The organism is Mycobacterium sp. 852014-50255_SCH5639931, assembly GCF_001665605.1.
In the GTDB taxonomy this organism is placed as follows: Bacteria; Actinomycetota; Actinomycetes; order Mycobacteriales; family Mycobacteriaceae; genus Mycobacterium; species Mycobacterium paraffinicum.
Window position 1 is genome coordinate 98,358 of sequence record NZ_LZSV01000026.1, and the last position, 23,144, is coordinate 121,501.

23 protein-coding genes are annotated in these 23,144 nt (G+C 69.2%); 7 read left to right on the forward strand and 16 right to left on the reverse strand.

Features of this window, described 5'->3' with window-relative positions; all coding sequences use genetic code 11:
• Positions 1-74: 74 nt before the first annotated feature.
• The 8 genes from pyrF to A5758_RS15850 all read right to left on the reverse strand — a co-directional run bounded on the left by pyrF (position 75) and on the right by A5758_RS15850 (position 9,370).
• A complete protein-coding gene (gene pyrF, locus A5758_RS15815; protein ID WP_067207377.1) occupies positions 75-902 on the reverse strand; it encodes an orotidine-5'-phosphate decarboxylase in 828 nt (275 codons plus the stop codon).
• Entirely contained in the window at positions 899-4,264 is a 3,366-nt protein-coding gene (gene carB / locus A5758_RS15820; protein WP_067741663.1) for a carbamoyl-phosphate synthase large subunit, read from the reverse strand. The genes pyrF and carB overlap by 4 nt, the downstream gene beginning before the upstream one ends.
• Positions 4,264-5,400, reverse strand: a complete 1,137-nt coding sequence (gene carA / locus A5758_RS15825; RefSeq protein WP_067741666.1) for a glutamine-hydrolyzing carbamoyl-phosphate synthase small subunit — start codon at positions 5,398-5,400, stop codon at positions 4,264-4,266. Before carA ends, carB begins: the two co-directional genes overlap by 1 nt.
• The gene (locus A5758_RS15830; RefSeq protein WP_067741838.1) at positions 5,397-5,897 is read right to left on the reverse strand and encodes a transporter; all 501 of its coding nucleotides are present in this window, start codon (positions 5,895-5,897) and stop codon (positions 5,397-5,399) included. Before A5758_RS15830 ends, carA begins: the two co-directional genes overlap by 4 nt.
• Complete coding sequence (locus A5758_RS15835) at positions 5,894-7,186, reverse strand: dihydroorotase (protein WP_067741669.1); 1,293 nt, start codon at positions 7,184-7,186, stop codon at positions 5,894-5,896. The genes A5758_RS15830 and A5758_RS15835 overlap by 4 nt, the downstream gene beginning before the upstream one ends.
• The gene (locus A5758_RS15840; RefSeq protein WP_067741678.1) at positions 7,183-8,142 is read right to left on the reverse strand and encodes an aspartate carbamoyltransferase catalytic subunit; all 960 of its coding nucleotides are present in this window, start codon (positions 8,140-8,142) and stop codon (positions 7,183-7,185) included. The genes A5758_RS15835 and A5758_RS15840 overlap by 4 nt, the downstream gene beginning before the upstream one ends.
• On the reverse strand, positions 8,139-8,711 hold the full coding sequence (gene pyrR, locus A5758_RS15845) for a bifunctional pyr operon transcriptional regulator/uracil phosphoribosyltransferase PyrR (RefSeq protein WP_067741681.1): 573 nt from the start codon (positions 8,709-8,711) through the stop codon (positions 8,139-8,141). The genes A5758_RS15840 and pyrR overlap by 4 nt, the downstream gene beginning before the upstream one ends.
• 230 nt (positions 8,712-8,941) lie before the next feature.
• Positions 8,942-9,370: a cellulose-binding domain-containing protein gene (locus tag A5758_RS15850; protein WP_067741684.1), complete on the reverse strand. Its 429-nt coding sequence runs from the start codon at positions 9,368-9,370 to the stop codon at positions 8,942-8,944.
• A gap of 178 nt (positions 9,371-9,548) precedes the next feature.
• Between A5758_RS15850 and A5758_RS15855 the strand changes: the two genes are divergently transcribed.
• The 4 genes from A5758_RS15855 (at position 9,549) to A5758_RS15870 (ending at position 12,373) form a co-directional block, all read left to right on the forward strand.
• On the forward strand, positions 9,549-10,181 hold the full coding sequence (locus tag A5758_RS15855; protein WP_156622661.1) for a class I SAM-dependent methyltransferase: 633 nt from the start codon (positions 9,549-9,551) through the stop codon (positions 10,179-10,181).
• A gap of 65 nt (positions 10,182-10,246) precedes the next feature.
• Positions 10,247-10,618, forward strand: coding sequence for an STAS domain-containing protein (locus tag A5758_RS15860; RefSeq protein ID WP_067207353.1), 372 nt, complete (start codon positions 10,247-10,249; stop codon positions 10,616-10,618).
• Between the two features lie 5 nt (positions 10,619-10,623).
• Complete coding sequence (locus A5758_RS15865) at positions 10,624-11,829, forward strand: serine hydrolase (RefSeq protein WP_067741687.1); 1,206 nt, start codon at positions 10,624-10,626, stop codon at positions 11,827-11,829.
• A gap of 4 nt (positions 11,830-11,833) precedes the next feature.
• Positions 11,834-12,373 carry a GNAT family N-acetyltransferase gene (locus A5758_RS15870; protein ID WP_067741690.1) on the forward strand — a complete coding sequence of 180 codons (540 nt, stop codon included), beginning with the start codon at positions 11,834-11,836 and terminating at the stop codon, positions 12,371-12,373.
• Positions 12,374-12,500: 127 nt separating this feature from the next.
• Here the strand turns inward: A5758_RS15870 and A5758_RS15875 are convergent, their stop codons facing one another.
• A complete protein-coding gene (locus A5758_RS15875; protein WP_067741841.1) occupies positions 12,501-13,766 on the reverse strand; it encodes an MFS transporter in 1,266 nt (421 codons plus the stop codon).
• A 288-nt stretch (positions 13,767-14,054) separates the two neighbouring features.
• Between A5758_RS15875 and A5758_RS15880 the strand changes: the two genes are divergently transcribed.
• Positions 14,055-14,831, forward strand: a complete 777-nt coding sequence (locus A5758_RS15880; RefSeq protein ID WP_067741693.1) for a hypothetical protein — start codon at positions 14,055-14,057, stop codon at positions 14,829-14,831.
• A gap of 4 nt (positions 14,832-14,835) precedes the next feature.
• A complete protein-coding gene (locus A5758_RS15885; RefSeq protein WP_067741696.1) occupies positions 14,836-15,504 on the forward strand; it encodes a response regulator transcription factor in 669 nt (222 codons plus the stop codon).
• On the opposite strand, the gene A5758_RS15890 is transcribed toward A5758_RS15885, so the two are convergent.
• Positions 15,486-16,907 (reverse strand): HAMP domain-containing sensor histidine kinase, encoded by a 1,422-nt coding sequence (locus A5758_RS15890; RefSeq protein WP_067207502.1) that lies wholly within the window; start codon positions 16,905-16,907, stop codon positions 15,486-15,488. The genes A5758_RS15885 and A5758_RS15890 overlap by 19 nt on opposite strands.
• A 58-nt stretch (positions 16,908-16,965) precedes the next feature.
• On the opposite strand from A5758_RS15890, the gene A5758_RS15895 reads away from it, so the two are divergent.
• Positions 16,966-17,235 carry a hypothetical protein gene (locus A5758_RS15895; protein ID WP_067207499.1) on the forward strand — a complete coding sequence of 90 codons (270 nt, stop codon included), beginning with the start codon at positions 16,966-16,968 and terminating at the stop codon, positions 17,233-17,235.
• Between the two features lie 2 nt (positions 17,236-17,237).
• Here the strand turns inward: A5758_RS15895 and A5758_RS15900 are convergent, their stop codons facing one another.
• The 6 genes from A5758_RS15900 to A5758_RS15925 all read right to left on the reverse strand — a co-directional run bounded on the left by A5758_RS15900 (position 17,238) and on the right by A5758_RS15925 (position 23,131).
• Complete coding sequence (locus A5758_RS15900) at positions 17,238-20,090, reverse strand: aminotransferase class I/II-fold pyridoxal phosphate-dependent enzyme (RefSeq protein WP_067207339.1); 2,853 nt, start codon at positions 20,088-20,090, stop codon at positions 17,238-17,240.
• A gap of 77 nt (positions 20,091-20,167) precedes the next feature.
• A complete protein-coding gene (locus A5758_RS15905) occupies positions 20,168-20,566 on the reverse strand; it encodes an antitermination protein NusB (protein ID WP_067741699.1) in 399 nt (132 codons plus the stop codon).
• Positions 20,563-21,060 (reverse strand): transcription antitermination factor NusB, encoded by a 498-nt coding sequence (nusB, locus tag A5758_RS15910; protein WP_067207331.1) that lies wholly within the window; start codon positions 21,058-21,060, stop codon positions 20,563-20,565. Before nusB ends, A5758_RS15905 begins: the two co-directional genes overlap by 4 nt.
• A complete protein-coding gene (gene efp, locus A5758_RS15915) occupies positions 21,057-21,620 on the reverse strand; it encodes an elongation factor P (protein ID WP_066945215.1) in 564 nt (187 codons plus the stop codon). Before efp ends, nusB begins: the two co-directional genes overlap by 4 nt.
• Before the next feature lie 120 nt (positions 21,621-21,740).
• On the reverse strand, positions 21,741-21,962 hold the full coding sequence (locus tag A5758_RS15920) for a hypothetical protein (RefSeq protein WP_067741702.1): 222 nt from the start codon (positions 21,960-21,962) through the stop codon (positions 21,741-21,743).
• Positions 21,963-22,012: 50 nt separating this feature from the next.
• Positions 22,013-23,131 carry an aminopeptidase P family protein gene (locus A5758_RS15925; RefSeq protein WP_067741706.1) on the reverse strand — a complete coding sequence of 373 codons (1,119 nt, stop codon included), beginning with the start codon at positions 23,129-23,131 and terminating at the stop codon, positions 22,013-22,015.
• Positions 23,132-23,144 lie beyond the last annotated feature (13 nt).

Consider the following 23,144-nt stretch of genomic DNA (forward strand, 5'->3'; position numbering starts at 1 on the left):
GCGCCTGGGGCCCCGGACGCGGCCCCGTGGCGTTTCCGGTGCGTAGGGGCCACACTCGGCGCCCAGCGGGGCGTCTAGAGGGCTCCCAGATAGGCCACCGCGTCCAGCATCCGCTCGCCGGCCGCCCGCAGCTCGGGGACTCCCGGCCCGGCGCGCAGCACCTCGCGCGCCACCGCGGGCAGCAGCTGGCCGGGATGCGCCCCGCCCAGCCCGGCGAGCGCCTCCGGCCGGCCGCCCTGCACGCCCAGCCCCGGCACCAGGACCGGTCCGCCCAGCGCGCCGAGGTCGGGGGCCTCGAGGACCGTCGCGCCCACCACCACGCCGACGTATCCGGGCCCGTCCGGCGTGGCGGACTTGTTCACCACCGCCGCCTGGTCGACGACCAGCTGGGCGACCGTGCGGCCGTCGAACGCGGCGCGCTGGACGGTCGCCCCCTCGGGGTTGGAGGTGGCGGCCAGCACGAACACACCCCGATCGTGCGCGGCGGCGGCCTCCAGCAGCGGCCGCAGCGAGCCGAACCCCAGGTACGGCGAGGCCGTCACGGCGTCGGCGGCCAGCGGCGAGTCCCCCGCCCAGGCGGCGGCGTACGCCGCCATCGTGGTGCCGATGTCGCCGCGCTTCGCGTCGGCCAGAACCAGCACGCCCACCGACCGCAGGGCCGCGATGGTGCGTTCCAGCACGGCGAACCCGGCGGCGCCGTAGGACTCGAAGAACGCCACCTGGGGCTTGACGACGGCGAACCCGGCGAACGCCTCGACGCAGATGTCGCAGAACGCGGCCAGCCCGTCGGCGGTGGTCGGCAAATCCCACGCGCGTAGCAGCTCGGGGTGCGGGTCGATTCCCACGCACAGCGGGCCGCGTTGCGCCTTGGCCTCGGCCAGCCGGAGGCCGAACCTTGTCACCGGGTGCCTTCGCCGGGCGCGGCGCCCTGCCCCATCAGGCTGTGCAGTTCTTGCAGGGACCGCACGCCGATGTCGCCGCGGATGCCGGCCTCGATGCCCTGGATGGCGGCCGACGCGCCCTGCACCGTTGTGACGCAGGGGATGTTGACCGACACCGCGGCCGAACGGATCTCGTAGCCGTCGATGCGGGGGCCGGAATTGCCGTAGGGCGTGTTGATCACCATGTCGATTTCGCCGGCCTTGATCGCGTCGACGGCGGACACGGCCGGGCGGCCCGGCTGCGCCGGCTCGAAGTGCTTGCGAACCTCGTCGCAGGGAATCCCGTTGCGGCGCAACATCTCCGCCGTGCCCTCGGTGGCCAGGACGCGGAAGCCCAGGTCGGCAAGGCGCTTGACCGGGAACACCAGCGACCGCTTGTCCCGGTTGGCGACCGAGACGAAGATGGTGCCCTCGGCCGGCAGCGACCCGTACGCGGCGGTCTGGCTCTTGGCGAAGGCGCTGCCGAAGTCGCGGTCGATGCCCATGACCTCGCCGGTCGATTTCATCTCGGGGCCCAGCAGTGAGTCGATGGCGGCCCCGTCGGCGCGACGGAAGCGGTGGAACGGCAACACCGCCTCCTTGACCGCGATCGGGGCGTTCTGCGCCGCGTGGGCGCCGTCCCCGGAAGCCGCCAGCATGCCTTCGGCGCGGAGCTGGGGAATGGTGGCGCCCAACATGATCCGGGCGCACGCCTTGGCGAGCGGGACTGCGGTGGCCTTGGATACGAAAGGAACGGTACGGCTCGCTCTCGGGTTGGCCTCCAGGACGTAGAGCACGTCGTCCTTGAGGGCGTACTGCACGTTGAGCAGGCCGATCACCCCGATGCCGTGCGCGATGGCCTCCGTCGCGTGGCGCACCTTCTCGATGTCGCTGCGGCCCAACGTGACCGGGGGCAACGCGCATGCCGAGTCGCCGGAGTGGATGCCGGCCTCCTCGATGTGCTCCATGATCCCGCCGATGTAGACCTCGCTGCCGTCGCACAGCGCGTCGACGTCGATCTCCACCGCGTCCTCGAGGAAGCGGTCGACCAGCACCGGGTGCTCGGGTGAGAGCTCGGTGGCGCGGGTGATGTAGCCCTCCAGCGTCTCCTCGTCGTAGACGATCTCCATCCCGCGCCCGCCCAGCACGTACGACGGCCGCACCAGCACCGGATAACCGATCTCGTCGGCGATCCGGCGGGCCTGCGCGAAAGTCGTTGCCATGCCGTATTTCGGCGCCGGCAGGCCGGCGCTCAGCAGCACGTCGCCGAAGGCACCGCGGTCCTCGGCCAAATCGATCGCCTCGGGCGGGGTGCCCACGATCGGGACCCCGGCGTCGGCGAGGCGCTGCGCCAGCCCGAGCGGGGTCTGGCCGCCCAATTGCACGATGACGCCCGCCACCCCGGGACCCGCGCCGGCCGACTGCTGCTCGGCGCGGAACACCTCCAGCACGTCCTCGAAGGTCAGCGGCTCGAAGTACAGCCGATCGGCGGTGTCGTAGTCGGTGGACACCGTCTCCGGGTTGCAGTTGACCATCACGGTCTCAAAACCGGCCTGGCTCAACGTGGTTGCCGCGTGCACGCAGCTGTAGTCGAATTCGATGCCCTGGCCGATGCGGTTGGGTCCGGACCCGAGGATCAGCACCTTGGGGCGCTCGGCCTGCGGGGCCACCTCCGTCTCGGCCGCCGGGTCGAGTTCGTAACTGCTGTAGTGGTAGGGCGTCCTGGCCTCGAACTCCGCCGCGCAGGTGTCCACCGTCTTGTACACCGGGTGGATGCCCAGCCGCGAACGCAGCGAGCGCACCCCGTTCTCCCCCGCCAACTCGGGCCGCAGCGCGGCGATCTGGCGGTCCGACAGCCCGTTGTGCTTGGCGCGGCGCAGCAGGTCGGCGTCGAGCACCGGGGCGTCCAGCAGCTCGGTGCGCAGCTTGCCCAGCTCGCCGATCTGGGCGACGAACCACGGGTCGACGCCGCTGGCCTCGGCGACCTGCTCGACCGAGGCGCCCAGCCGCAGGGCCAGTTCGATGTCGTAGAGCCGGCCCTCGGTCGCGGTGCGGAGCCGGTCGAGCACCTCGTGGACGTCCCCGTCGGGGTCCGGCTTGGTCCAGAAACCCGCGCGGGTGGTCTCCAGCGACCGCATCACCTTGCCGAGCGCCTCGATGAAGTTGCGGCCCAACGACATTGCCTCGCCGACGGACTTCATCGTGGTGGTCAGGGTGGGGTCCGCACCGGGGAACTTCTCGAACGCGAACCGCGGCGCCTTGACGACGACGTAGTCGAGGGTGGGTTCGAAGCAGGCCGGCGTTTCCTTGGTGATGTCGTTGACGATCTCGTCGAGGCTGTACCCGATGGCCAGCTTGGCCGCGATCTTGGCGATCGGGAAGCCGGTCGCCTTGGAGGCGAGCGCGCTGGACCGGGACACCCGGGGGTTCATCTCGATGACGATCAGCCGGCCGTCGGTCGGGTTGATCGCGAACTGGATGTTGCAGCCGCCGGTGTCCACGCCGACCTCGCGCAGGATTGCGATGCCCAGGTCGCGCATCCGCTGGTATTCCCGGTCGGTCAGCGTCATGGCCGGCGCGACTGTGACCGAGTCACCGGTGTGCACGCCCATCGGGTCGACGTTTTCGATCGAGCACACCACGACCACGTTGTCGTTGCCGTCGCGCATGAGCTCGAGCTCGAATTCCTTCCAGCCGTAGATCGATTCCTCGATCAGCACGTTGGCGCTGGGGCTTTCGGCCAGACCGGCGCCGGCCATCCGGTCGACCTCCTCGACGGACCGCGCCATGCCCGAGCCGAGGCCGCCCATGGTGAAGCTGGGCCGCACCACGACCGGCAGGCCGAGCTCGGAGACCGTCTCGCGAACCTCTTCCATGGTGAAACACACTCGGCTGCGGGCGGATTCACCGCCGACCTTGGCGACGATGTCCTTGAACATCTGCCGGTCCTCGCCGCGCTGGATGGCGTCGATGTCGGCCCCGATGAGCTCGACACCGTGGCGCTCCAGCGCCCCGTTCTCGTACAGCGCGACCGCGGTGTTGAGCGCGGTCTGCCCGCCCAGCGTGGCCAGCAGCGCGTCGATCTTGTTGCCGCGCTCGGCCTGCTGGGCGATCACCCGTTCCACGAACGCCGGGGTGATGGGCTCGACGTAGGTGTGGTCGGCGTATTCCGGATCGGTCATGATGGTGGCCGGGTTGGAGTTGATCAGGCTGACCTGCAGCCCCTCCGCTCGCAGCACCCGGCAGGCCTGGGTGCCGGAGTAATCGAATTCGGCCGCCTGGCCGATGACGATCGGCCCCGAGCCGATCACCAGCACGTGACGCAAGTCGGTGCGACGCGGCACTAGCGCCCCCTTTCGCTCTGTTGGGCGGCCATCAGCTCGATGAATTGGTCGAACAGGTATTCCGCGTCGTGTGGACCGGCGGCGGCCTCGGGGTGGTACTGCACCGAGAACGCCCGCCCGTCAGCGAGTTTGACGCCCTCGACCACCCCGTCGTTAGCGCAGGTGTGGCTTACGACAGCCTGCCCGAACGGCGTGTCGAAGGATTGGCCCGCTTCGCCTTCCAGCGCGAAGCCGTGATTCTGTGCGGTCACCGCCACCCGCCCGGTGGCGTGGTCCATGACCGGGATGTTGATGCCGCGGTGACCGAAGACCATCTTGTAGGTGGACAGGCCCAGCGCCCGGCCCAGGATCTGGTTGCCGAAACAGATGCCGAACAACGGGATCCCGGCGCCCAGCACCTCGCGGGTGAGCCCGACGACGTGGTCGGCGGTCGCGGGGTCGCCGGGGCCGTTGGACAAGAACACGCCGTCGGGCTTGATGTCGGCGATCTGCTCGAAGCTCGTCGACGACGGCAGCACGTGGCTGCGGACGCCACGGCGCGCAAAATTGCGTGGGGTGTTGGTCTTGATTCCCAGGTCCAGCGCGACCACCGTGAAGCGCTGCAGCCCTTCGGGTTCCACGATGTAGCGGTCCGGGGTGCTGACCTCGCCGGCGAGGTCGGCACCCAGCATGGACTGCTGCCCCCGCACCCGCTCGACCAACTCGGCGGTGTCGGCCAGCGCCTCACCGGAGAATACCCCCGCCTTCATCGATCCGCGGGTGCGCAGGTGGCGCACCACCGCCCGGGTGTCGATGCCGGCGATCCCGACGATGTGCTGGCGCACCAGCTCGTCCTCCAGGGTGCCGGTGGCGCGCCAGCTGGACGCGCGCGGCGACGGGTCGCGCACCGCGTAGCCGGCGACCCAGATCTTGTCGCCCCGACTCTCACCGTCCTCGGCGTTCCAGCCGGTGTTGCCGATCTGAGGCGCGGTGGCCACCACGATCTGCCGGTGGTAGCTGGGATCGGTCAGCGTCTCCTGGTAGCCGGACATGCCGGTGGAAAACACGGCCTCGCCCAGCGTTTCGCCGACCTTGCCGAACGGCGTGCCGGTGAAGACCCGCCCGTCCTCGAGTACCAGTAGGGCCTTGTTCGTCACGCTGCTTCCTCTTCCAGCCACTCGGCGTAGTCTTCGCGGTGGTTTGCGCGAAAGCCGGTGTCGATCTCGACTCCTGATGGCAGCCGCCACCGAATCGCCAATATCCCGATCCGGGCCGGCGTCCTGCCTCCCATGCTGCGCTCCATGCGGATAGCGCTGATCGAGTCCTTTGGAATCCAAATCGGTTGGGCCCGCAGCCGTTCCACCATGATTCCGCCGGAATAGCGGGTCAGCACCCCTTTGGTTCGATAACCCAGATCGCCGGCCGCGATCCGCTCGTGCCAATCCGGCGCCATCATGGAACCGCAATAGTGGCCGCGGGTGGTGACCATCGCCGCGCCCACCTGGTCGGGCACGTCGGGCAGGTCGCCGATCAGCTCCGCCTGCCGCAGCGAGCGGCGCCGCCAGCTGCGCATCATCAGCTGGATCACCACCGCGATCACCACCACCAGCACGGCCGCGAAGATCAGCGACCCCACCAGCGTGCCTGAATTCATGCCGGGCACTTCCCGTCTCGCGCGGTGACCTTGCCGCGCAACAGGGTCGCCGTCACGGTGGCGGGCAGCACCATCGACTCGAATGGCGTGTTGGCCGACCGGCTGGCCAGATCCGATCCGGCGACCGTCCAGGTGGCGTCGGGATCCACCACCGTCAGGTTGGCCGGCTCCCCCACCTCCAGCGGGCGGCCGTGATCGGGCAGGCCGACGATGCGGGCGGGGTTCTCACTCATCACCCGCGCGACGTCACGCCACGTCAACAGCCCGGGCGTCACCATCGTCTGCACCACGACCGACAGCGCGGTCTGCAGACCCAGCATGCCGGGACGGGCCGCGGCGAACTCCACGCACTTCTCGTGCTCGGCGTGCGGGGCATGGTCGGTGGCCACACAGTCGATGACACCGTCGGCCAGGGCCTGCCGCAACGCCACCGCGTCGGCGGCCTCGCGAAGCGGCGGGTTGACGCGATTCACCCCGTCGTAGCTGGCCAGCCTGCCGTCGTCGAGCATCAGGTGATGCGGGGTGACCTCGGCGGTGATCGAAATCCCTTGGTCCTTAGCCCATCTCACGATCTCGACGGTGCCCGCGGTGGACGCGTGGCAGATGTGGACGCGGGCGCCGGCGTCGCGCGCCAGCAGCGCGTCGCGGGCCACGATCGATTCCTCGGCGGCCCGCGGCCATCCCGAAAGCCCCAACCGGGCGGCGGTCGGTCCCTCGTGGGCGACGGCGCCGACGGTAAGCCTGGGTTCCTCGGCGTGCTGGGCGATGAGCACCCCCAGGCCGGTGGCGTACTCAAGGGCGCGGCGCATCACCAGCGGGTCGTGCACGCAGATGCCGTCGTCGGAGAACATCCGGACCTGGCCGGCCCCGGCCGCCATCATGCCCATCTCGGTGAGCTCCGCGCCGGCCAGTCCGACGGTGACGGCGCCGACGGGGTGCACGTCGACCAGGCCGACCTGTTGGCCGCGGTGCCACACGTGGTCGGTGACCACCGGGCTGTCGGCGACCGGGTTGGTGTTGGCCATCGCGAACACCGCGGTGTAGCCGCCCAACGCCGCTGCGGCCGAACCGGTTTCGATGTCCTCGGCGTACTCGCGGCCCGGTTCGCGCAAATGGGTGTGCAGGTCGACCAGTCCCGGCAGCAGCAGGTGGCCGGTGGCGTCGATGACGTCGGCGGTGTCGCGGATCGCCAACTTGGCACCGATTTCGGCGATCTGGCCGTCATCGACCAGCACGTCGACCCGATCACCCTCGCCGTACAACCGGACCCCGCGGATCAGCACGCTCATGCCACGCCCTCTTTTCCGGCGGATTCCGCTCCCACCAGTACATGGAACAGCACCGCCATCCGCACGTGCACGCCGTTGGAAACCTGTTGCAGCACGGCCGATTGCGACGAGTCGGCCACCGACGATGCGATCTCCATGCCGCGCAGCATCGGCCCAGGGTGCAGCACCGCGGCGTGGGCGGGCAGCATGGCCTGGCGGCGATCGGAAAGCCCGTAGCGGGAGGAGTATTCGCGCACCGACGGGAAGAAGCCGCCGTTCATCCGCTCGGCCTGCACCCGCAGCATCAACACGGCGTCGGCGGCGGGCAACTCGGCGTCGAAGTCGTTGGTCACGGTGACCGGCCACCCGTCGACGCCGACCGGCAACAGCGTCGGCGGCGCCACCAGCACCACCTCGGCGCCCAGGGTGTTCAGCAGCATGACGTTGGAGCGGGCGACCCGGCTGTGCAGGATGTCGCCGACGATCACGATGCGCCGGCCCTCGATGCCGCCCAGGCGCTGGCGGATGGTGAGCGCGTCCAGCAGCGCCTGCGTCGGGTGCTCGTGGGTGCCGTCCCCGGCGTTGATCACCGAGGGGCCGGAGTCGTCGCCGGCGCACGTCCAGTCGACGAGCAGGTGCGCCGCCCCGGACGCCGGGTGCCGGATGATCAGCGCGTCGGCGCCGGCCGCCCGCAGCGTCAGCGCCGTGTCGCGCAGCGACTCCCCCTTGCCCACCGACGATCCGGCCGCGCTGACGTTGATCACGTCGGCGCTCATCCATTTGCCGGCCACCTCGAACGACACCCGGGTACGGGTGGAGTTCTCGTAGAACATCGTGATCACGGTGCGGCCGCGCAGCGTCGGCAGCTTCTTGATCTCGCGGCCCACCAGCGCCTCGGCGAACCGGTCCGCGTCGTCGAGGATGGCGGTGGCCTCGTCACGGCTCAGGTCGCCGGCGGCCAGCAGGTGACGCGTCATCGCGAGATCACCACCCCGTCGCGACCGTCCTGCTCGGCCAGCAGCACGTGCACGCTCTCGCTGCGGGAGGTGGGGACGTTCTTGCCGACGTAGTCGGCGCGCAGCGGCAGCTCGCGGTGGCCGCGGTCGACCAGCACCGCCAGCTGCACCACCCGCGGGCGGCCGACGTCGCGCAGCGCGTCCAGCGCGGAGCGCACCGAGCGCCCGGAGTACAGCACGTCGTCGATGAGGATCACCAGCGCGTCGTCGATGCCGCCGGCGGGAATCGAGGTGGCCTCGAGCGGCCGCGGCGGCTTCTGCATCAGATCGTCGCGGTAGAGGGTGATGTCGAGCCCGCCGTGGCCGACCTGAACACCGCTGTACTCGGCGATGTTGGTGGCCAGGCGCTTGGCCAGGATCACGCCGCGGGTCGGGATGCCCAACAGCACCACCCGCGGCGCGTCGGGATTATCCAGAGCGGTCTTTTCGATGATCTGGTGTGCGATACGGGAAATGGTGCGACCCACGTCGGCCGCCGACATCAATTCCCGGGATTCGCGGCCCACGCCGCTCTCACCCAAAGCACCCATACGAGACTTGACCTCCTTCTCCGCCTCGCCGGACGGATCGTTAAAGGATGTCGACTGCCCGGCAGCGTAGCACTTCTTCGAAGGCGCGACGGCGCGAGGCACGGGTGGCGCCGTCCCCGAAGGCCCGCTGCACCCCACCCGTCCCAGGTGTCCCGCCGGGCTCGGGCTTCTCCCGCTGCAGCGAAGCGGCTTCGACGCGCTCTACGGCGCGTCCTCAGTGCGCGGCACCGCTAGGTGCAGGGGTATTGCCCGTTGAGCAGACAATTCGACGGTGGCGAGAAGGAACCGCTCACCACGCCTCTCAGGCCCCCTGTGGCTGAGCCACCCGGTGCGATGCTGCGATTCCAGTTCGCGGGGGTGAGAACGTAGTGGGTGCCCGATTGGGTGACGGTGCTGTTCCACGTGTGCAAGACGGATTGTCCCGCCGGCATGTCGAAGTCGAGCCGCCAATCGGTTAGCGGCGCCATGCTCAAGTTGGTGACGGTGAAGTTGGCGATGAAACCCGTCTGCCACGCATGTTCCACCGACAACGTCGCCGAGGCCGCAGCCGCATGAGCTACCGGGGTGCCGGCGAGTCCGAGGATGGCAACCATCAATGCCGACACGGATACGTGAAGCGCTGTGCGCCAGCGCTTCACGTAAGTGTTCAGTTCGGCCATGCAGTCAACACTAAAGCCAAGGAGGCGGTACCGGCCCTTGCATCGCGGGTACGCTGCAGTACCTTTGCGCAACCGAAACCGTCATGAAATTTGGCCGCGATACGTGGCGATGTGTGAACACACGGCGACACCGTGCCGCGCTACCCTGGCGAAAATGACGGGCTCGGGCTTCTCCAGATTGCAGCAAATGGACTTCGACGCGCTCTACCGCGGCGAGAGCCCCGGCGAAGGCATCCCGCCGATGGCCACACCCCCGTGGGACACCAAGGCGCCCAAGGACAACGTCATCGCGTGGCACGCCGGCGGCTGGGTCCACGGTGACGTCCTGGACATCGGCTGCGGGCTCGGCGACAACGCCATCTACCTCGCGCAGAACGGGTTCCGGGTCACCGGGCTGGACATCTCGCCCACCGCGCTGGTCACCGCCCAGCGCCGGGCCCATGACGCTGGGGTCGACGTGACGTTCGCGGTGGCTGACTCCACCAAGCTGGAGGGCTATACCGATGCGTTCGACACCGTTATCGACAGCGGGATGTTCCACTGCCTCGACGACGACGGCAAGCGCAACTACGCCGCCGCGGTGCACCGGGCGACCAGGCCCCGCGCCACGCTGCTGATCAGCTGCTTCTCCGACGCCAACGCCCCGGACGAGCGGTGGCCCCGACCCGCGGTCCCGGAGTCCACGCTGCGCGACGTCCTCGGCGGCGCAGGCTGGGACATCGCGTCGCTGGAGCCCGCCACGATGCGCCGCGAGGTCGAGGGCGCGCAGGTCGAAATGGCGTTCTGGTACGTCCGCGCGCAGCGGCGCTGACCGAACCCTCCCGGCCAAGAGCCGGCCCGGGTGATGGCCCGTTGCGGGGCAGACAGTACGTTCGGATGGTGAGGAGCGAGGAATTCTGGGTCAACCGCCGCGATGCCGGTGACGCGGTGGTGTTGCAGGTCAGTGGTGTGGTGGACATCATCACCGCGCCCTCGCTCGCCACGCATATCGACATTGCGCTGGCCGACACGCCCGCGGTGCTCGTCATCGACCTCACCGAGGTCGATTTCCTGTCCTCTGCCGGCATCACCGTGCTCGTCGAGGTGCATCGCCTGACCGAGAACAGCCCGACGTCATTGCGGGTGGCCGCCGACGGCTCGGCCACCAGCCGGCCGCTGCGCATCGTGGGCCTCGACGAGTTCATAGACCTCTACCCCACCGTGGATGAAGCCTTGGCCGCGGCTCCCCCGGGCCCGACGCTAACCTGATTCGGGTGAATCTCGACGCCAATGCGGCCTCCATCCGCGAAGTGTGCGACACGGGACTGCTCGCCGGTGCGCTGACGCTGGTGTGGCGGCGCGGAGAAGTGCTGCAGGTCAACGAAATCGGTCATCGCGATGTGGACGCGGGCCTGCCGATGCAGCGCGACACGCTGTTCCGGATCGCGTCGATGACCAAGCCGGTCACCGTCGCGGCGGTGATGAGCCTGGTCGACGAGGGCAAGCTGACGCTGAAAGACCCGATCGTGCGCTGGACGCCCGAGCTGGCCGACGTACGGGTGCTCGACGGCCCGCACGGCCCCCTGGACCGGACGCATCCGGCGCGGCGCGCCATCCTCATCGAGGATCTGCTCACCCACACCAGCGGCATGGCCTACGGATTCTCGGTGTCCGGGCCGATCGCCAAGGCCTACGTGCGGCTGCCGTTCAACCAGGGCCCGGACGCCTGGCTGGCCGAGCTGGCCAAGCTGCCGCTGGTGCATCAGCCCGGCGACCGACTTACCTACAGCCACTCCATCGACCTGCTTGGCGTCATCGCGGCACGCGTCGAGGACAAGCCGTTCCACCAGGTTCTCGACGAACGCGTGCTGGGCCCGGTGGGCATGCCCGACACCGGGTTCTTCGCGTCCCCCGAGGCACGCCGGCGCGCCGCGACCATGTACCGGCTCGACGGGCAGGGCCAACTGCACCACGACGTGATGGGGCCGCCGCACATCACGCCGCCGTCCTTCCCCAACGCCGGTGGCGGCCTGTGGTCGACCGCCGACGACTACCTGCGGTTCGTGCGGATGCTGCTCGGCGAAGGAACGATCGACGGCGTGCGGGTGTTGTCACCCGAATCCGCCCGCCTGATGCGCACCGACCGGCTCACCGACGAACAGAAGCGGCACAACTTCCTCGGGGCGCCGTATTGGGTGGGCCGCGGCTTCGGCCTGAACCTGTCGGTGGTGACCGACCCCGCCAAGAGCGCGCCGTTGTTCGGGCCGGGCGGCCTCGGGACGTTCAGCTGGCCGGGTGCCTACGGGACGTGGTGGCAGGCCGATCCGAGCGCCGACCTGGTCTTGATCTATCTGGTGCAGAACCTGCCCGACATGTCCGCGGACGTGGCGGCGGCGGTAGCCGGTAACACCTCGCTGGCGAAGCTCCAATCGGCGCAGCCGAAATTCGTCCGCCGCACCTATCAAGCGCTCGGCCTCTAGCGCCGTGGCCGATTACCCACCCGACCGCATCACCGGGCCCCGGCTGGTGTTGCGCCGGCCCGTGCTCGACGACGCCGGGGCACTGTTCCAGCGGGTCGCCCGCGACCCCGAGGTCACCAAGTACCTGATGTGGGCGCCGCATCCCGACGTGGCGGCGACGCGGCGGGTGATCACCGAGAAGCTCAACGCCACGGCCGACGAGCGGACCTGGGCGATCGAGTTGCGGCACAGCGGTGAGGTCGTCGGGCTGGCCAGTTGCAGGCGTCCGGTGCCGCACTCGGTCGAAATCGGTTATTGCCTGGGTCGCCGGTGGTGGGGCAAGGGTTTGATGGCCGAGGTGATCGACATGCTGTTGACCGCGCTCGACAGCGACCGGGCGGTGTATCGGGTGTGGGCCACCTGCAATGTGGAGAACGTGCGTTCGGCGCGGTTGCTGGAGCGGGCCGGTTTCGTGTTGGAGGGCCGGCTGGCCCGCCATGCCGTCTACCCCAACTTGGGGCCCGAGCCGCAAGACAGCCTGCTCTACGCCAGGATTCTGCGCTGAGTCCAGTGTGCGTCCAGGGCGGGAGTCACCGGCGTGTCGCCGCCGTGAACGCACACTGAAAGCCGTCAGCGCACACTCGATCGCCGGCTACCCGGCTTCGCCCAGCGCCCGGCTTCGTCGAGCGCGATCACTTAGCGGCAGTCACCTCCCGATTCAGCGTAAATCGTGATGGCGCAGCACTTTTCGGGTTCTCCGGTCCCGACGGTCGCAGCCGGGCGGGCACCAGCGGGACGGCCGCCAACGGGAACAGCGCGCAAAGCGCCCAGGCGGGCGGGTATTCGGCGGCGACGATCAGCGCGCCGAAGAGTGGCGGGCCGGCGGCGGCCATCAGCCGCTGAGTGGTGTTCTGCACGCCCAGGGCGCGCCCGCTCCAGAACGGGCCGGCGAACTCGGTGATGGCGGTGGCCTCGAGCCCATTGTCGAGCATCGCGATCACCGCGATGGCGACCATGAGCAACACGTCGTAGCCCGACCCGGTGCCGTCGGTGAGGGCAAGCAGGAACAGCGCCAGCGCGGCGGCGATGGCGATGGCGCGGACCGGCCGCATCCGCGAGCCGACGCGATCCGACCAGCGCCCGACCGCGATTCGGCCCACCGCGCCCAGCAGCTGGCACAGGGTGACCAGACCGCCGGCCGCCGCGACCGACCAGCCATGGCGATTCATCAGCCACACGAGCATGAACGTCACGGTCAGCGTTTGCGGCATCATCAGCAGGGCGCCCACCGCGTGAATCCGCCACAGCACGAACGACCCGCGATATGGACTCGCCAGTTCCGTGTCGGTGGCTGCCTGGCGTGATTTCCGCGGCGGATCGACGATCCCCAGCGCGCTGGCCGCTGCCGCCACCGTGCACATGAGCGCGAGGAACATCAGCCCCGACCGGGGGCCGCGCTCGGCCAGCTCCGGAATCACCAACGCGCCCAACGCGATGCCCAACGGCTGCGCGGCCTGGCGGACGCCCATCGCCAGGCCCCGTTGGTGCACCGGGAACCACGCGGACACCAGACGCCCACCGGCGGTGTTACAGCTGGCCGCGGCCATCCCACCGAGAAAGAGGAAGACACCGATGGCCACCATCGAATGGGCAGACGCCGCGGCGTAGGCCGCTGCCGCCGTGAGCGCCGAGCCTGCCGTCAGCACCAGCCGCTCGCCGACGCGGTCCAGCACCCAGCCCCAGAGCACAAGCGTCACCACCATCCCCCAGCTCGGCATGGACGACACCAGGCCGGCTTCGGTAAGCGGGATGCCGCGGCGGGCCTGCAGCGACGGGATCAGGAACGCAACGCCATTGATGAACAGGAACGACGTTGCCGTCACCCCCAAGGAGACGATCATGACCGACCAGCGCGCACCCGCGCCCAGTCGGCTAGCGCTACCGGCCCCGGAAAGCATGCAATCCATCGTGGCACGACGTTCACCCGGCGCCTGGCGCCAAGATCGCTGTAACTTATTGAACGCTAAGGTAATTGACACAAAAAGCTCAGCGTCCACGCACCGGCCCCCGTGGCCCGAAGTGCGGAACTGCATTGTGCGCCTGGCCTTTTGGGATCCCGGTGGGACGGCCATTCGACACGGCGATTCACAGTGTGGACACAGCGGTTTCTTATCCGGGCCCTCAGCGTCTTCTCAGCGCGACTACCCTAGGAATGCATCAACGACGACACCGGAAGATGACTGTGGATGAGTGACGTTTCGCGGCAAGCGTTGACCAAGGTGCCGGCGGTCACCCTGGGCTTCTGGATCATCAAGATCTTGGCGACCACGTTGGGCGAGACGGGCGGCGACACCGTCACGATGACGCTGAACTGGGGCTACGCGGCCGGGGTCGCCCTTTTCGGCGTCGCGCTGGTGGTGCTGGTTGCCGCTCAGATCGTCGCCAAACGCTTCCACGCGAGCCTGTACTGGACGACGATCGTGGCGTCGACGACGTTCGGCACGACGCTGGCCGACTTCGCCGACCGATCGCTCGGCATCGGTTACACCGGCGGGTCGCTCCTGCTCCTGGGTTGCCTCCTGGCCACCTTGGGCCTGTGGTGGTGGTCGGAGGGCACCGTGTCGGTTACCACCGTCTCGACGCCGAAAGTCGAGGCCTTCTATTGGGCAACCATCACGTTCTCGCAGACCCTGGGCACCGCGCTGGGCGACTGGCTCGCCGACACTCGCGGATTCGGTTACGAGCGTGGGGCGTTGGTGTTCGCCGCCGGCCTTGCCGTCGTCATCGCGCTCTACTACTGGACCGCCGTATCGCGGGTCGCGTTGTTCTGGGTTGCGTTCATCCTGACCCGCCCATTGGGCGCGACGATCGGCGACTTCATCGACAAGCCGGTCGCCGACGGCGGCCTCAACCTGAGCCGCCCGCTGGCCTCGGCCGTGATCGCGGCGATCATCGTGGCGTTGATCGCCGTCCTGCCGCAGCGTCCGGGACACCACCCCGGCGCGGCCCACGAAGAGGCGTGATGGCATGAGAGTCCTTCTCGTCGAGGACGAGGCGCGGCTGTCGGCCACTCTCGCTCGGGGGCTCAAGGCGGAGGGATTCGTCGTCGTGGCCGTCGGCACGGGCGTCGACGGCCTACGGGAGGCGGTTGACACCGGCTTCGACGTGGTGATCCTCGACATCATGCTGCCCGGCCACAGCGGATACGAGGTGCTGCGCCGGATGCGGGCGCAAAACGTCTGGACGCCGGTCCTGATGCTGACGGCCAAGGACGGTGAGTACGACGAAACGGACGCTTTCGACCTGGGAGCCGACGACTACCTGACCAAACCGTTCTCGTTTCGGGTGCTGGTGGCGCGGCTGCGGGCCCTGATGCGCCGCGGCGTGCCGGAGCGGCCCGCGGTGCTGGCCGCGGGATCGCTGCGCCTGGACCCAGCGCGGCACACCGTCCACCGTGACTCCGCCCCGATCACGTTGACCCCCAGGGAATTCGGGGTGCTCGAATTCCTCATGCGCAACAAGGACATGGTCGTGACCAAGGCCGAGATACTTCGCAACGTGTGGGATGCGCACTACAGCGGGCCCGACAACGTGGTGGAGGTTTACGTGGGATATCTGCGTCGCAAGATCGATATTCCCTTCGGCACCAACACCATCGAAACGATTCGGGGCGTCGGCTACCGGCTGCTGTGCTGAGGGTCGTGTAGCGGCAGGGACACCACCATCCGGGTTCCGCCGCCCGCCCGGTCCTCGATGGCGACCGAGCCGCCGTGAGCGGCGACCACCTCGGCGACGATCGCGAGGCCCAGGCCGGCTCCCCCGCCGCTGCGGGCACGGTCGGAATCCAGACGCACGAAGCGCTCGAACACCCGGGTCCGGTCGGCCGGGGAGATCCCCGGGCCGTCATCGCTGACGGTAACGGTGGCCGTCCCGTTGCCGCTGCCGACTTCCACGGCGACACGCGAAGTGGCATGGCGGACAGCGTTTTCCACCAGGTTGCGGATCATTCGCGAGATGGCCATCGGGTCGCCGGTGCAGCGCACCGGGCCGATGTCGGTGTCGATTGCGCAGCGCGCCTCCCGTCGCACGCGGGCGACCTCGACGTCGGCGACCTCATCGAGGGCGAGTACTTCCTTGCGCCGCACCAGGCTCTGCTCGTCGGCGCGGGCCAGCAGCAGCAGGTCTTCGATCAGCGCGTGCATGCGTTGCGCCTCGGGAAGCAGGGTGTTGACCGCCAACTCGGCGTCGAGCAGGTCTGGGTGGGCCTCGGCGACTTCCAGCCCGGAGATGATGGTGGCCAGCGGGCTGCGCAGTTCATGCGACGCGTCGCCGATAAAGCGCTGTTGCGCACGGTGGCCGGCTTCGATACGGGACAGCATCCGGTTCATGGTCACCGCCAGAGCGGCGATCTCGTCGCGGCCGTTGGGCACCGGCACCCGCTCGGCCAGGTCGGAGGTCGAGATCTCGGCCACCCGCGCGCGGATCGCGTCCACCGATCGCAGCGACCGGCGAACCAGCACGAACGTCGCGACCGCCGCCCCCGCGATGACGATGGGCGCACCGGCCGCCAGGAGCAGGGCGACGGTCCGCGCGGTCTCCTCGACCGCCTCGCTCCCCCCGCCAACGAGCACCGTGTAATCGCCGGACGGGGTTGCGACCCGCCGACCGCTGACGCGCATGTCGTCACCCGCCACCGCGTCGTCAGACAGGCCGCGACGCAGCGCGAAGTCGAACTCGCTCACGGGAACGAGCGGCGTGGCGGGTGCGGAACGCGACCGCTTGACCACCCTGCCGTCGGGGGCGATCACTTGCACGGCGACCACCCTGGGGTCGGTGGTCAACAGGGCGTTGTCGAGGCCGGCCGGCAGCTCGGCCTGCAGCGCGTTCGCCAGGTCGCGAACTCTTTCGGCGGCGGCATAATCGACGCCCACCAGTAGCGACCGGTACAGGATCGCGTCCAGTCCCGCGCCGGCGAGGGCAAGGGCACAGAGCACGACGACAGCCGACACAGCGGCCGAGCGAGCGGCGATGCCCCCGTGCGGGAGGCGAGGCGACAGCACCCCTCCGATTCTGCAGGGCCGCGCACCGTTGGGAAACACCGAGGTCAGCACTCTTCTCAGCGGCTTCTCAGCGATCGGCTCCTACGCTGACACCGTCATGTCTGGTACTGCACGCCCGGCGGGTCACAAGAACCGCGCGACCACGCGAATGCTGGTCTACGCCGCCATCGCCGTCGGATTGGGGTTGGTGGCAGCGGGCCCCGCAGGCGCCGACCCGAGCCCGTTCAGCACCCTCAGCTGCGGCTGTCCGGAAACGGCGCCGGCCGGCAGCCCGGCCCGCGGCGACGAGATCACCCGAGGGATCCGGGCAGGCGAGCTCGGCTGGGCGCAGCCCACCCCCCGATACTCGGCCCCGTCGCGTCCCTAGCCTCAGGCGCCTTCGCTGACGGCTCGCGCGGTACGGTCACCGTTGCCGGCGCCGTTCATGCCCGAAGCGTCCGACGGCAACTCGAACGAGGGATACGCCGTACCCACCGCCGCCAGCGCCGCGTTCCGCTGGGCCTCCATCCGCGCCAGCGCCACCTCGGTGAACACCGACAGCCCCAGGTCGGGGTTGTAGCCGTGGATCTCTTTCACGTCGAGCTGGGCCAAGAAGTAGATGATCTCCTTGGACACCACCTGACCGGGGACCAAAACCGGGAAGCCCGGCGGGTAGGGCACCACGAACGTGGTGGACACCAGCGTCTTGCCCTCCGCCAAACGCCGGCCCGCCATGCCGATCAGGACGTGCTCGCGATCGGACTCCTCGTATCCGGCGTAGAAGGCCGACCGCATGTCGCCGAAGATGCACGCGTCCACCGGCCGGAAGGCGACGTCGAACTCGCTGAAGTCGGGCAGGTGCGGCAGGTCCTGCGTGATCTCCTCGACGTGACGCTCCTGCAGCGCCCGGTCGGCGACGCTGGCGGCGTTCTCGGCGCGGTCGAAATCGATTGCCACCCTGCGTAATACATCGAGCAGATAGTGCACGCTCGACCATGTCACACCGATGGTGAAGATCAACAGCACGCTGTTGATCGACGTCTTGTTGATCTGGATGCCGAATCGGTCCATCAGGATCTTCTCGCGGAAGTCGTACCCGTTCATCCCCGTCTTGCCGACGAACAACGTCACCCGCGTCGCGTCCAGCACGAACTGATCGGACCGCCACGCCTCGTTCCACTCGGCCAGCGCCCCCTGCCGGACCTCGCGGTAGGAACTCACCGACGACGCCCGGAACTCCTCGGGCACCAGATCGGACTCGTCGAGGATGCGGAACCACTTGCTGATCAACCGGTCTCGGCGCACCCGGTGGCGGAATACCAGCGCCATGTCGTAGGTCTGCCGGACCAGCTGGAAGCCCTCGATGTCGACCTGCCGGCGCGCCAGGTCCAGCGACGCCAGCAGTTGCTGGTTGGGTGACGTCGAGGTGTGGGTCAGGAACGCCTCACCGAACGCATCGCGGGCCAGGGCGTTGAAATCCTGGTCGCGGACGTGGATCATCGACGCCTGCCGAAGCGCCGACAGCGACTTGTGCGTCGAATGCGTCGCGTACACGCGGACCCGCGCGCGGGCGGGGTCGGGCAACAGCGGGCGGTCGACCCACTCCGAGCGGTCGACCCCTTCCATCGACGCCGCCCAATCCCGGTACTCGGCAGCGTATTCCGGCGAAGCCAGCATCCGCTCGAGACGCTCGGCCGACACCATCGCGGTCCGCTGCCGGGCCCAGGGCACGGCGGTCGCGAACGCGTACCACGCCTCGTCCCACAAGAAGCAGATGTCCGGCTTGATCGCCAGCACCTCCTGCATGACCTGCAGCGGGTTGTAGACCACGCCGTCGAAGGTGCAGTTGGTCAGCAGCAGCATGCGCACCCGGTCCAGCTGGCCGGCCGCCTCGAGACCCAGCAGCGTCTGCTTGATCGTGCGCAGCGACACCGCCCCGTAGATCGCGAACTGCGGCAACGGATAAGCATCCAGGTACAACGGGTACGCACCCGCCAGCACCAGCCCGTAGTGATGCGACTTGTGGCAGTTGCGGTCGATCAGCACGATGTCGCCCGGCCGGGTCAGGGACTGGACGACGATCTTGTTGGCGGTGGACGTCCCGTTGGTGACGAAATACGTGTGGTCGGAATTCCACGTGTGCGCGGCCTTGTCCATCGCCTTCTTGATGTTGCCGTGCGGGTCGAGCAACGAGTCCAGGCCGCCGGACGTGGTCGAGGTCTCGGCCATGAAGATGTTGCGGCCGTAGAACTCGCCCATGTCCTGCAACGACTTCGAGTTGAAGATGCTGGCACCTCGGGCGACGGGCAGCGCGTGGAATTGGCCGACCGGTGCCGCCGCATACGCCCGCAACGCATCGAAAAATGGTGTGGCGTAACGGTTTCGAAGCCCGGCGAGGACGGTGCTGTGCAGGTCGGTGACATCGTTGAGCCGGTAGAACGTCCGGTCGTAGACGTCGGGCTCGGTGTCATCGCCCGCCGCGATGGACTCGTCGGTCAGCAGATACAGGTCGATGTGGGGCCGCAACTCCCGGATCCACTCGCCGCACTCCACCCAGTCGTTGGCACGGTCGGGAATGACCCCGTCCGCATCCTCGTTGGGCCCGAGCAGCGTGTTCATCAGCGGCAGCCGGTCGCGGGAGCGCAGCGGCAGGTCGTCGCGGATGATGGCGGCCTGGATCTCGCCGTTCAGGGCGACCGCGGTGATGGCGTCTTCGACGCTGGGCACCACCAGGATCTCGAACTGCACATCGTCGGACGGGTTGCGCAGGTCCCGCAGGCATTCGGCCAGGCAGTCCGGGGCCGTCGCGGGCGCGTCGTCGGCGAGCAAGACGGTGTAGAACTGCTGCTGTTTGGCCTGGGCTACCAGCTCCTGGTCGGCCAGCGGCGCCGAGGTGTCGAAAAGCCCTGCGCGGTCGCCGTATTCGCTCAGCAGGCGGACGGCCATGGAAACCTCTTCGGTGAGCCGCACCGTGGACAGGCTCTCGAGGTGCGCGCGGAACGTCGCCAGGTTCGCCGCCCCCGGATACAGCCAGTACCGCTCGTAGGCGGCGATGCGGTCCATCAGGCGCTTCACCCTGGCCACGTCGTGGGTCTTGTCGAGCCCGGCCAGGTCGACCTCGGCGAGGTGGCGGCACGCGTCGTCGAGCAGATTCCACGTGTCGACGCGGGCGTAGGACGGGTTGGCCACCGCCGCCAGCGCGGAGACGCGGAGTCGTCGCGGCTGGGTGGTGTATCGAGTCATGACCTCACCTGTTTTCTGAGCGACTTGTATTCTCACCCCGCCGCGCGGCCCACGTGATCGTTTCGCGTGAGCTCTCCTCAGCTGTTCAGCTCGTCGTCATCCTCGTCAGCGTCCACGATGCGCCTGTTGACGCGCGTGCTGTCCACCCAGCGCAGTACCGGAAGGTCCCAGCGGCGGGCCGGCAACTCGGTGACGTCGGACAGCGATCGCACCACGGCCTGGGTCAGGCCCATGATCGCGGCCATCACGGGCAGCAGCGGCTGCAGCGGCCTCGCGGCGGTGCGAACCGTGCTGATGCGGCGGGCCACGATCAGCCGCTCGACGCAGTGATACAGCCAGGCGCCCACCGCGAGCGCGTAGATCGACAGCGCCGACGCGACGATGGTCCAGCCGAAGGCGGCGCAGACCACGGCACCCAGCACCACCGTCGCGGCCAGCAACCCCGCGACGACGGCGCGCAGCTCCAGCCGGGTCACGCCTGGCGTTCCTCGGTTTCCGGCGCGGCCGCCGCACTCGAACGCACCGCGGCGGCGGCCGCCCGGATCTGCGGCGTCACCAGCATGACCTGGCCCAGCACGCCGTTGACGAAGGCCGGCGAGTCGTCGGTGGACAGCTCCTTGGCCAGCTGCACGGCCTCGTCCACGGCGACCGGCTCCGGGACGTCGTCGGCGTAGAGCAGCTCCCACACCGCGACCCGCAGGATGGCGCGGTCGACGGCGGGCAGCCGGTCCAGCGTCCAGCCCTGCAGGTGCGAGCTGATCAGGTCGTCGATGTGGGCGGCGTGTTCCCCGACCCCCCGGGCGGCCGCGACCGTGTACGGCTGCAACGGCGCCACCTCCGAGTTCGCCGCGGCCAGCGCGGCGCGCCCGTCGGCGACCTCGGCCGGGCCCAGCCCGCGGGCCTCGGCCTCGAACAAGAGGTCGACGGCACGCTTGCGGGCCTGATGGCGCCCCCTGACGGGCCTGCTCACGCGTTGACGCGCCCCAAATAGCTGCCGTCGCGCGTGTCCACCTTCAGCTTGTCGCCGGTGTTGATGAACAGCGGCACCTGAATCTCCGCCCCGGTCTCCACGGTGGCGGGTTTGGTGCCGGCGCTGGACCGGTCGCCCTGCAGGCCCGGCTCGGTGTGGGTGACCTCCATCTCGACCGACACCGGCAGCTCGAGGTAGAGCGGGGCCCCGTTGTGGAACGCCACCTGCACCGGCAGGCCCTCCAGCAGGAACCGGGCGGCGTCGCCGACCAGCGACTCCGGCAGCGGGTGCTGCTCGTAGTCCTGGCTGTCCATGAACACGAAGTCCGAGCCGTCGCGGTACAGGTACGTGGCGTCGCGCCGGTCGACGGTGGCTGTCTCCACCTTCACGCCGGCGTTGTACGTCTTGTCGACGACCTTGCCGGAAAGCACATTCTTCAGCTTGGTGCGCACGAAGGCCGGACCCTTGCCCGGTTTGACGTGCTGGAACTCGACGATCTGCCAAAGCTGGCCGTCGATCACCAGCACCAGTCCGTTCTTGAAATCGGCGGTGCTTGCCACGGTTCGGTGTATCTCCTAGAGGATGGACAGTCGTTCGCGAACTGTCTGCAATTTGTCCGTCAGTCTAAAGCGCGACGCGGCCGACGCCCCCGCGTCGGGTGGCGGCGGGAAGCTCCCGCGTTAGGGGCCGGCCTCGGCCGGCTCGCTCGGCGAAGGCCGCAGCCGCTTGATCATCGTCAAGAAGGGGACGTTGAGCTTTCTCCCGCCGGAAAACGGCACCGGGACGGGGAAATACACGATGTCGATCTCTAGCCGCAGCTCCCGCAGGGGCTGGGCGCTCAGCTCCCACCGAAAATCCCGCAAGCGCGCCAGCCGACGCTCGATTGGCTCCACCCCATTCACGCCACCCGACTTTACCCCCGGCCGCCAGGCCTCCGAACCGCGCGGTTCGGCTAGGCCAGAACCGCCAACTCCTTCGGAAACCGGGTGAGCAACTCCGGCGCCTGCCCGCGGGTCGCCGCCGCGTCGCCGGGCACGACCAGGGTGTCCTCGATGCGCACGCCGCCGCGGCCCGGCAGGTAGACGCCCGGCTCGACGGTCACCACCGAACCGGCCAGCAACGTGCCGGTGGACGTGGCGCCGATCCCCGGCGCCTCATGGATCTGCAACCCCACGCCGTGCCCCAGCCCGTGGCCGAACTGCTCGCCGTAGCCCGCGTCGACGATCAGCTGGCGCGCCGCGCCGTCGACCTCGCGCAGGTTGGCGCCCGCCCGCAACGCCTCCCGCCCGGCCCGCTGGGCGTCGGCGACCAGCTGATAGATCTCCAGCTGCCAGTCGGCGGCCTTGCCGAGCACGAAGGTGCGGGTCATGTCGGAGTGATAGCCGGCCACCAGCGCGCCGAAGTCGATCTTCACGAAGTCTCCGGCCGCCAGCGCGGCGTCGGTGGGACGGTGATGCGGGATCGCCGAATTCGGCCCGGCGGCCACGATGGTCTCGAACGAGATCGCGTCGGCGCCGTGGTCGAGCATCAGCGCCTCGAGCTCCCGGCTCACCTCACGCTCGGACCGGCCGGGCCGCAGGCCGCCCCGCTCCACCAGGGTGGCGAGGGCGGCGTCGGCCGCCTCGCAGGCCAGCCGCAGCAGCGCCACCTCACCGTCGTCCTTGACCTCGCGCAGCGCCTCGACGGTCCCGGCGGCCCGCACCAGCTCGGTGGCCGCCTTGCGCTCGCCGAGCTCGCTGGTCAGGACGTCGAAGGCGTCGACGGTCACCACGTTGCTTTCGAAGCCCAGCTTCTCGACGCCGTCCTCGGCGGCCCGGCCGACCAGGTAGCGCCCGAGGGCGCGTTCGATGGCGATCTCGAGTCCGGGCGCCTGCTCCGCGGCCTGGGTGCGATACCGGCCGTCGGTGGCCAGCACCGGGCCGCGATCGTCGGCGAAAACCAGCAACGCGCCGTTCGAGCCGGTGAACCCGGATAGGTAGCGCACGTTGTTCAGGTCGCTGACCAGCAGCGCGTCCAGTCCGCCGGCTCGAATTTGCGCCTTCAGGTTGTCCCGGCGCTGAGAATGTGTCACGACCCTTGACGGT

Excerpts from the sequence above, each read along its gene's own strand:
- A5758_RS15895 (WP_067207499.1), top strand. The coding sequence starts at position 16,966 with ATGTCTGGTACTGCACGCCCGGCGGGTCACAAGAACCGCGCGACCACG.
- pyrR (WP_067741681.1), bottom strand. The coding sequence starts at position 8,711 with ATGGGTGCTTTGGGTGAGAGCGGCGTGGGCCGCGAATCCCGGGAATTG.
- A5758_RS15860 (WP_067207353.1), top strand. The coding sequence starts at position 10,247 with ATGGTGAGGAGCGAGGAATTCTGGGTCAACCGCCGCGATGCCGGTGAC.
- A5758_RS15875 (WP_067741841.1), bottom strand. The coding sequence starts at position 13,766 with ATGCTTTCCGGGGCCGGTAGCGCTAGCCGACTGGGCGCGGGTGCGCGC.
- A5758_RS15880 (WP_067741693.1), top strand. The coding sequence starts at position 14,055 with ATGAGTGACGTTTCGCGGCAAGCGTTGACCAAGGTGCCGGCGGTCACC.
- A5758_RS15830 (WP_067741838.1), bottom strand. The coding sequence starts at position 5,897 with ATGAATTCAGGCACGCTGGTGGGGTCGCTGATCTTCGCGGCCGTGCTG.
- A5758_RS15840 (WP_067741678.1), bottom strand. The coding sequence starts at position 8,142 with ATGACGCGTCACCTGCTGGCCGCCGGCGACCTGAGCCGTGACGAGGCC.
- A5758_RS15850 (WP_067741684.1), bottom strand. The coding sequence starts at position 9,370 with ATGGCCGAACTGAACACTTACGTGAAGCGCTGGCGCACAGCGCTTCAC.
- A5758_RS15835 (WP_067741669.1), bottom strand. The coding sequence starts at position 7,186 with ATGAGCGTGCTGATCCGCGGGGTCCGGTTGTACGGCGAGGGTGATCGG.
- A5758_RS15900 (WP_067207339.1), bottom strand. The coding sequence starts at position 20,090 with ATGACTCGATACACCACCCAGCCGCGACGACTCCGCGTCTCCGCGCTG.
- A5758_RS15885 (WP_067741696.1), top strand. The coding sequence starts at position 14,836 with ATGAGAGTCCTTCTCGTCGAGGACGAGGCGCGGCTGTCGGCCACTCTC.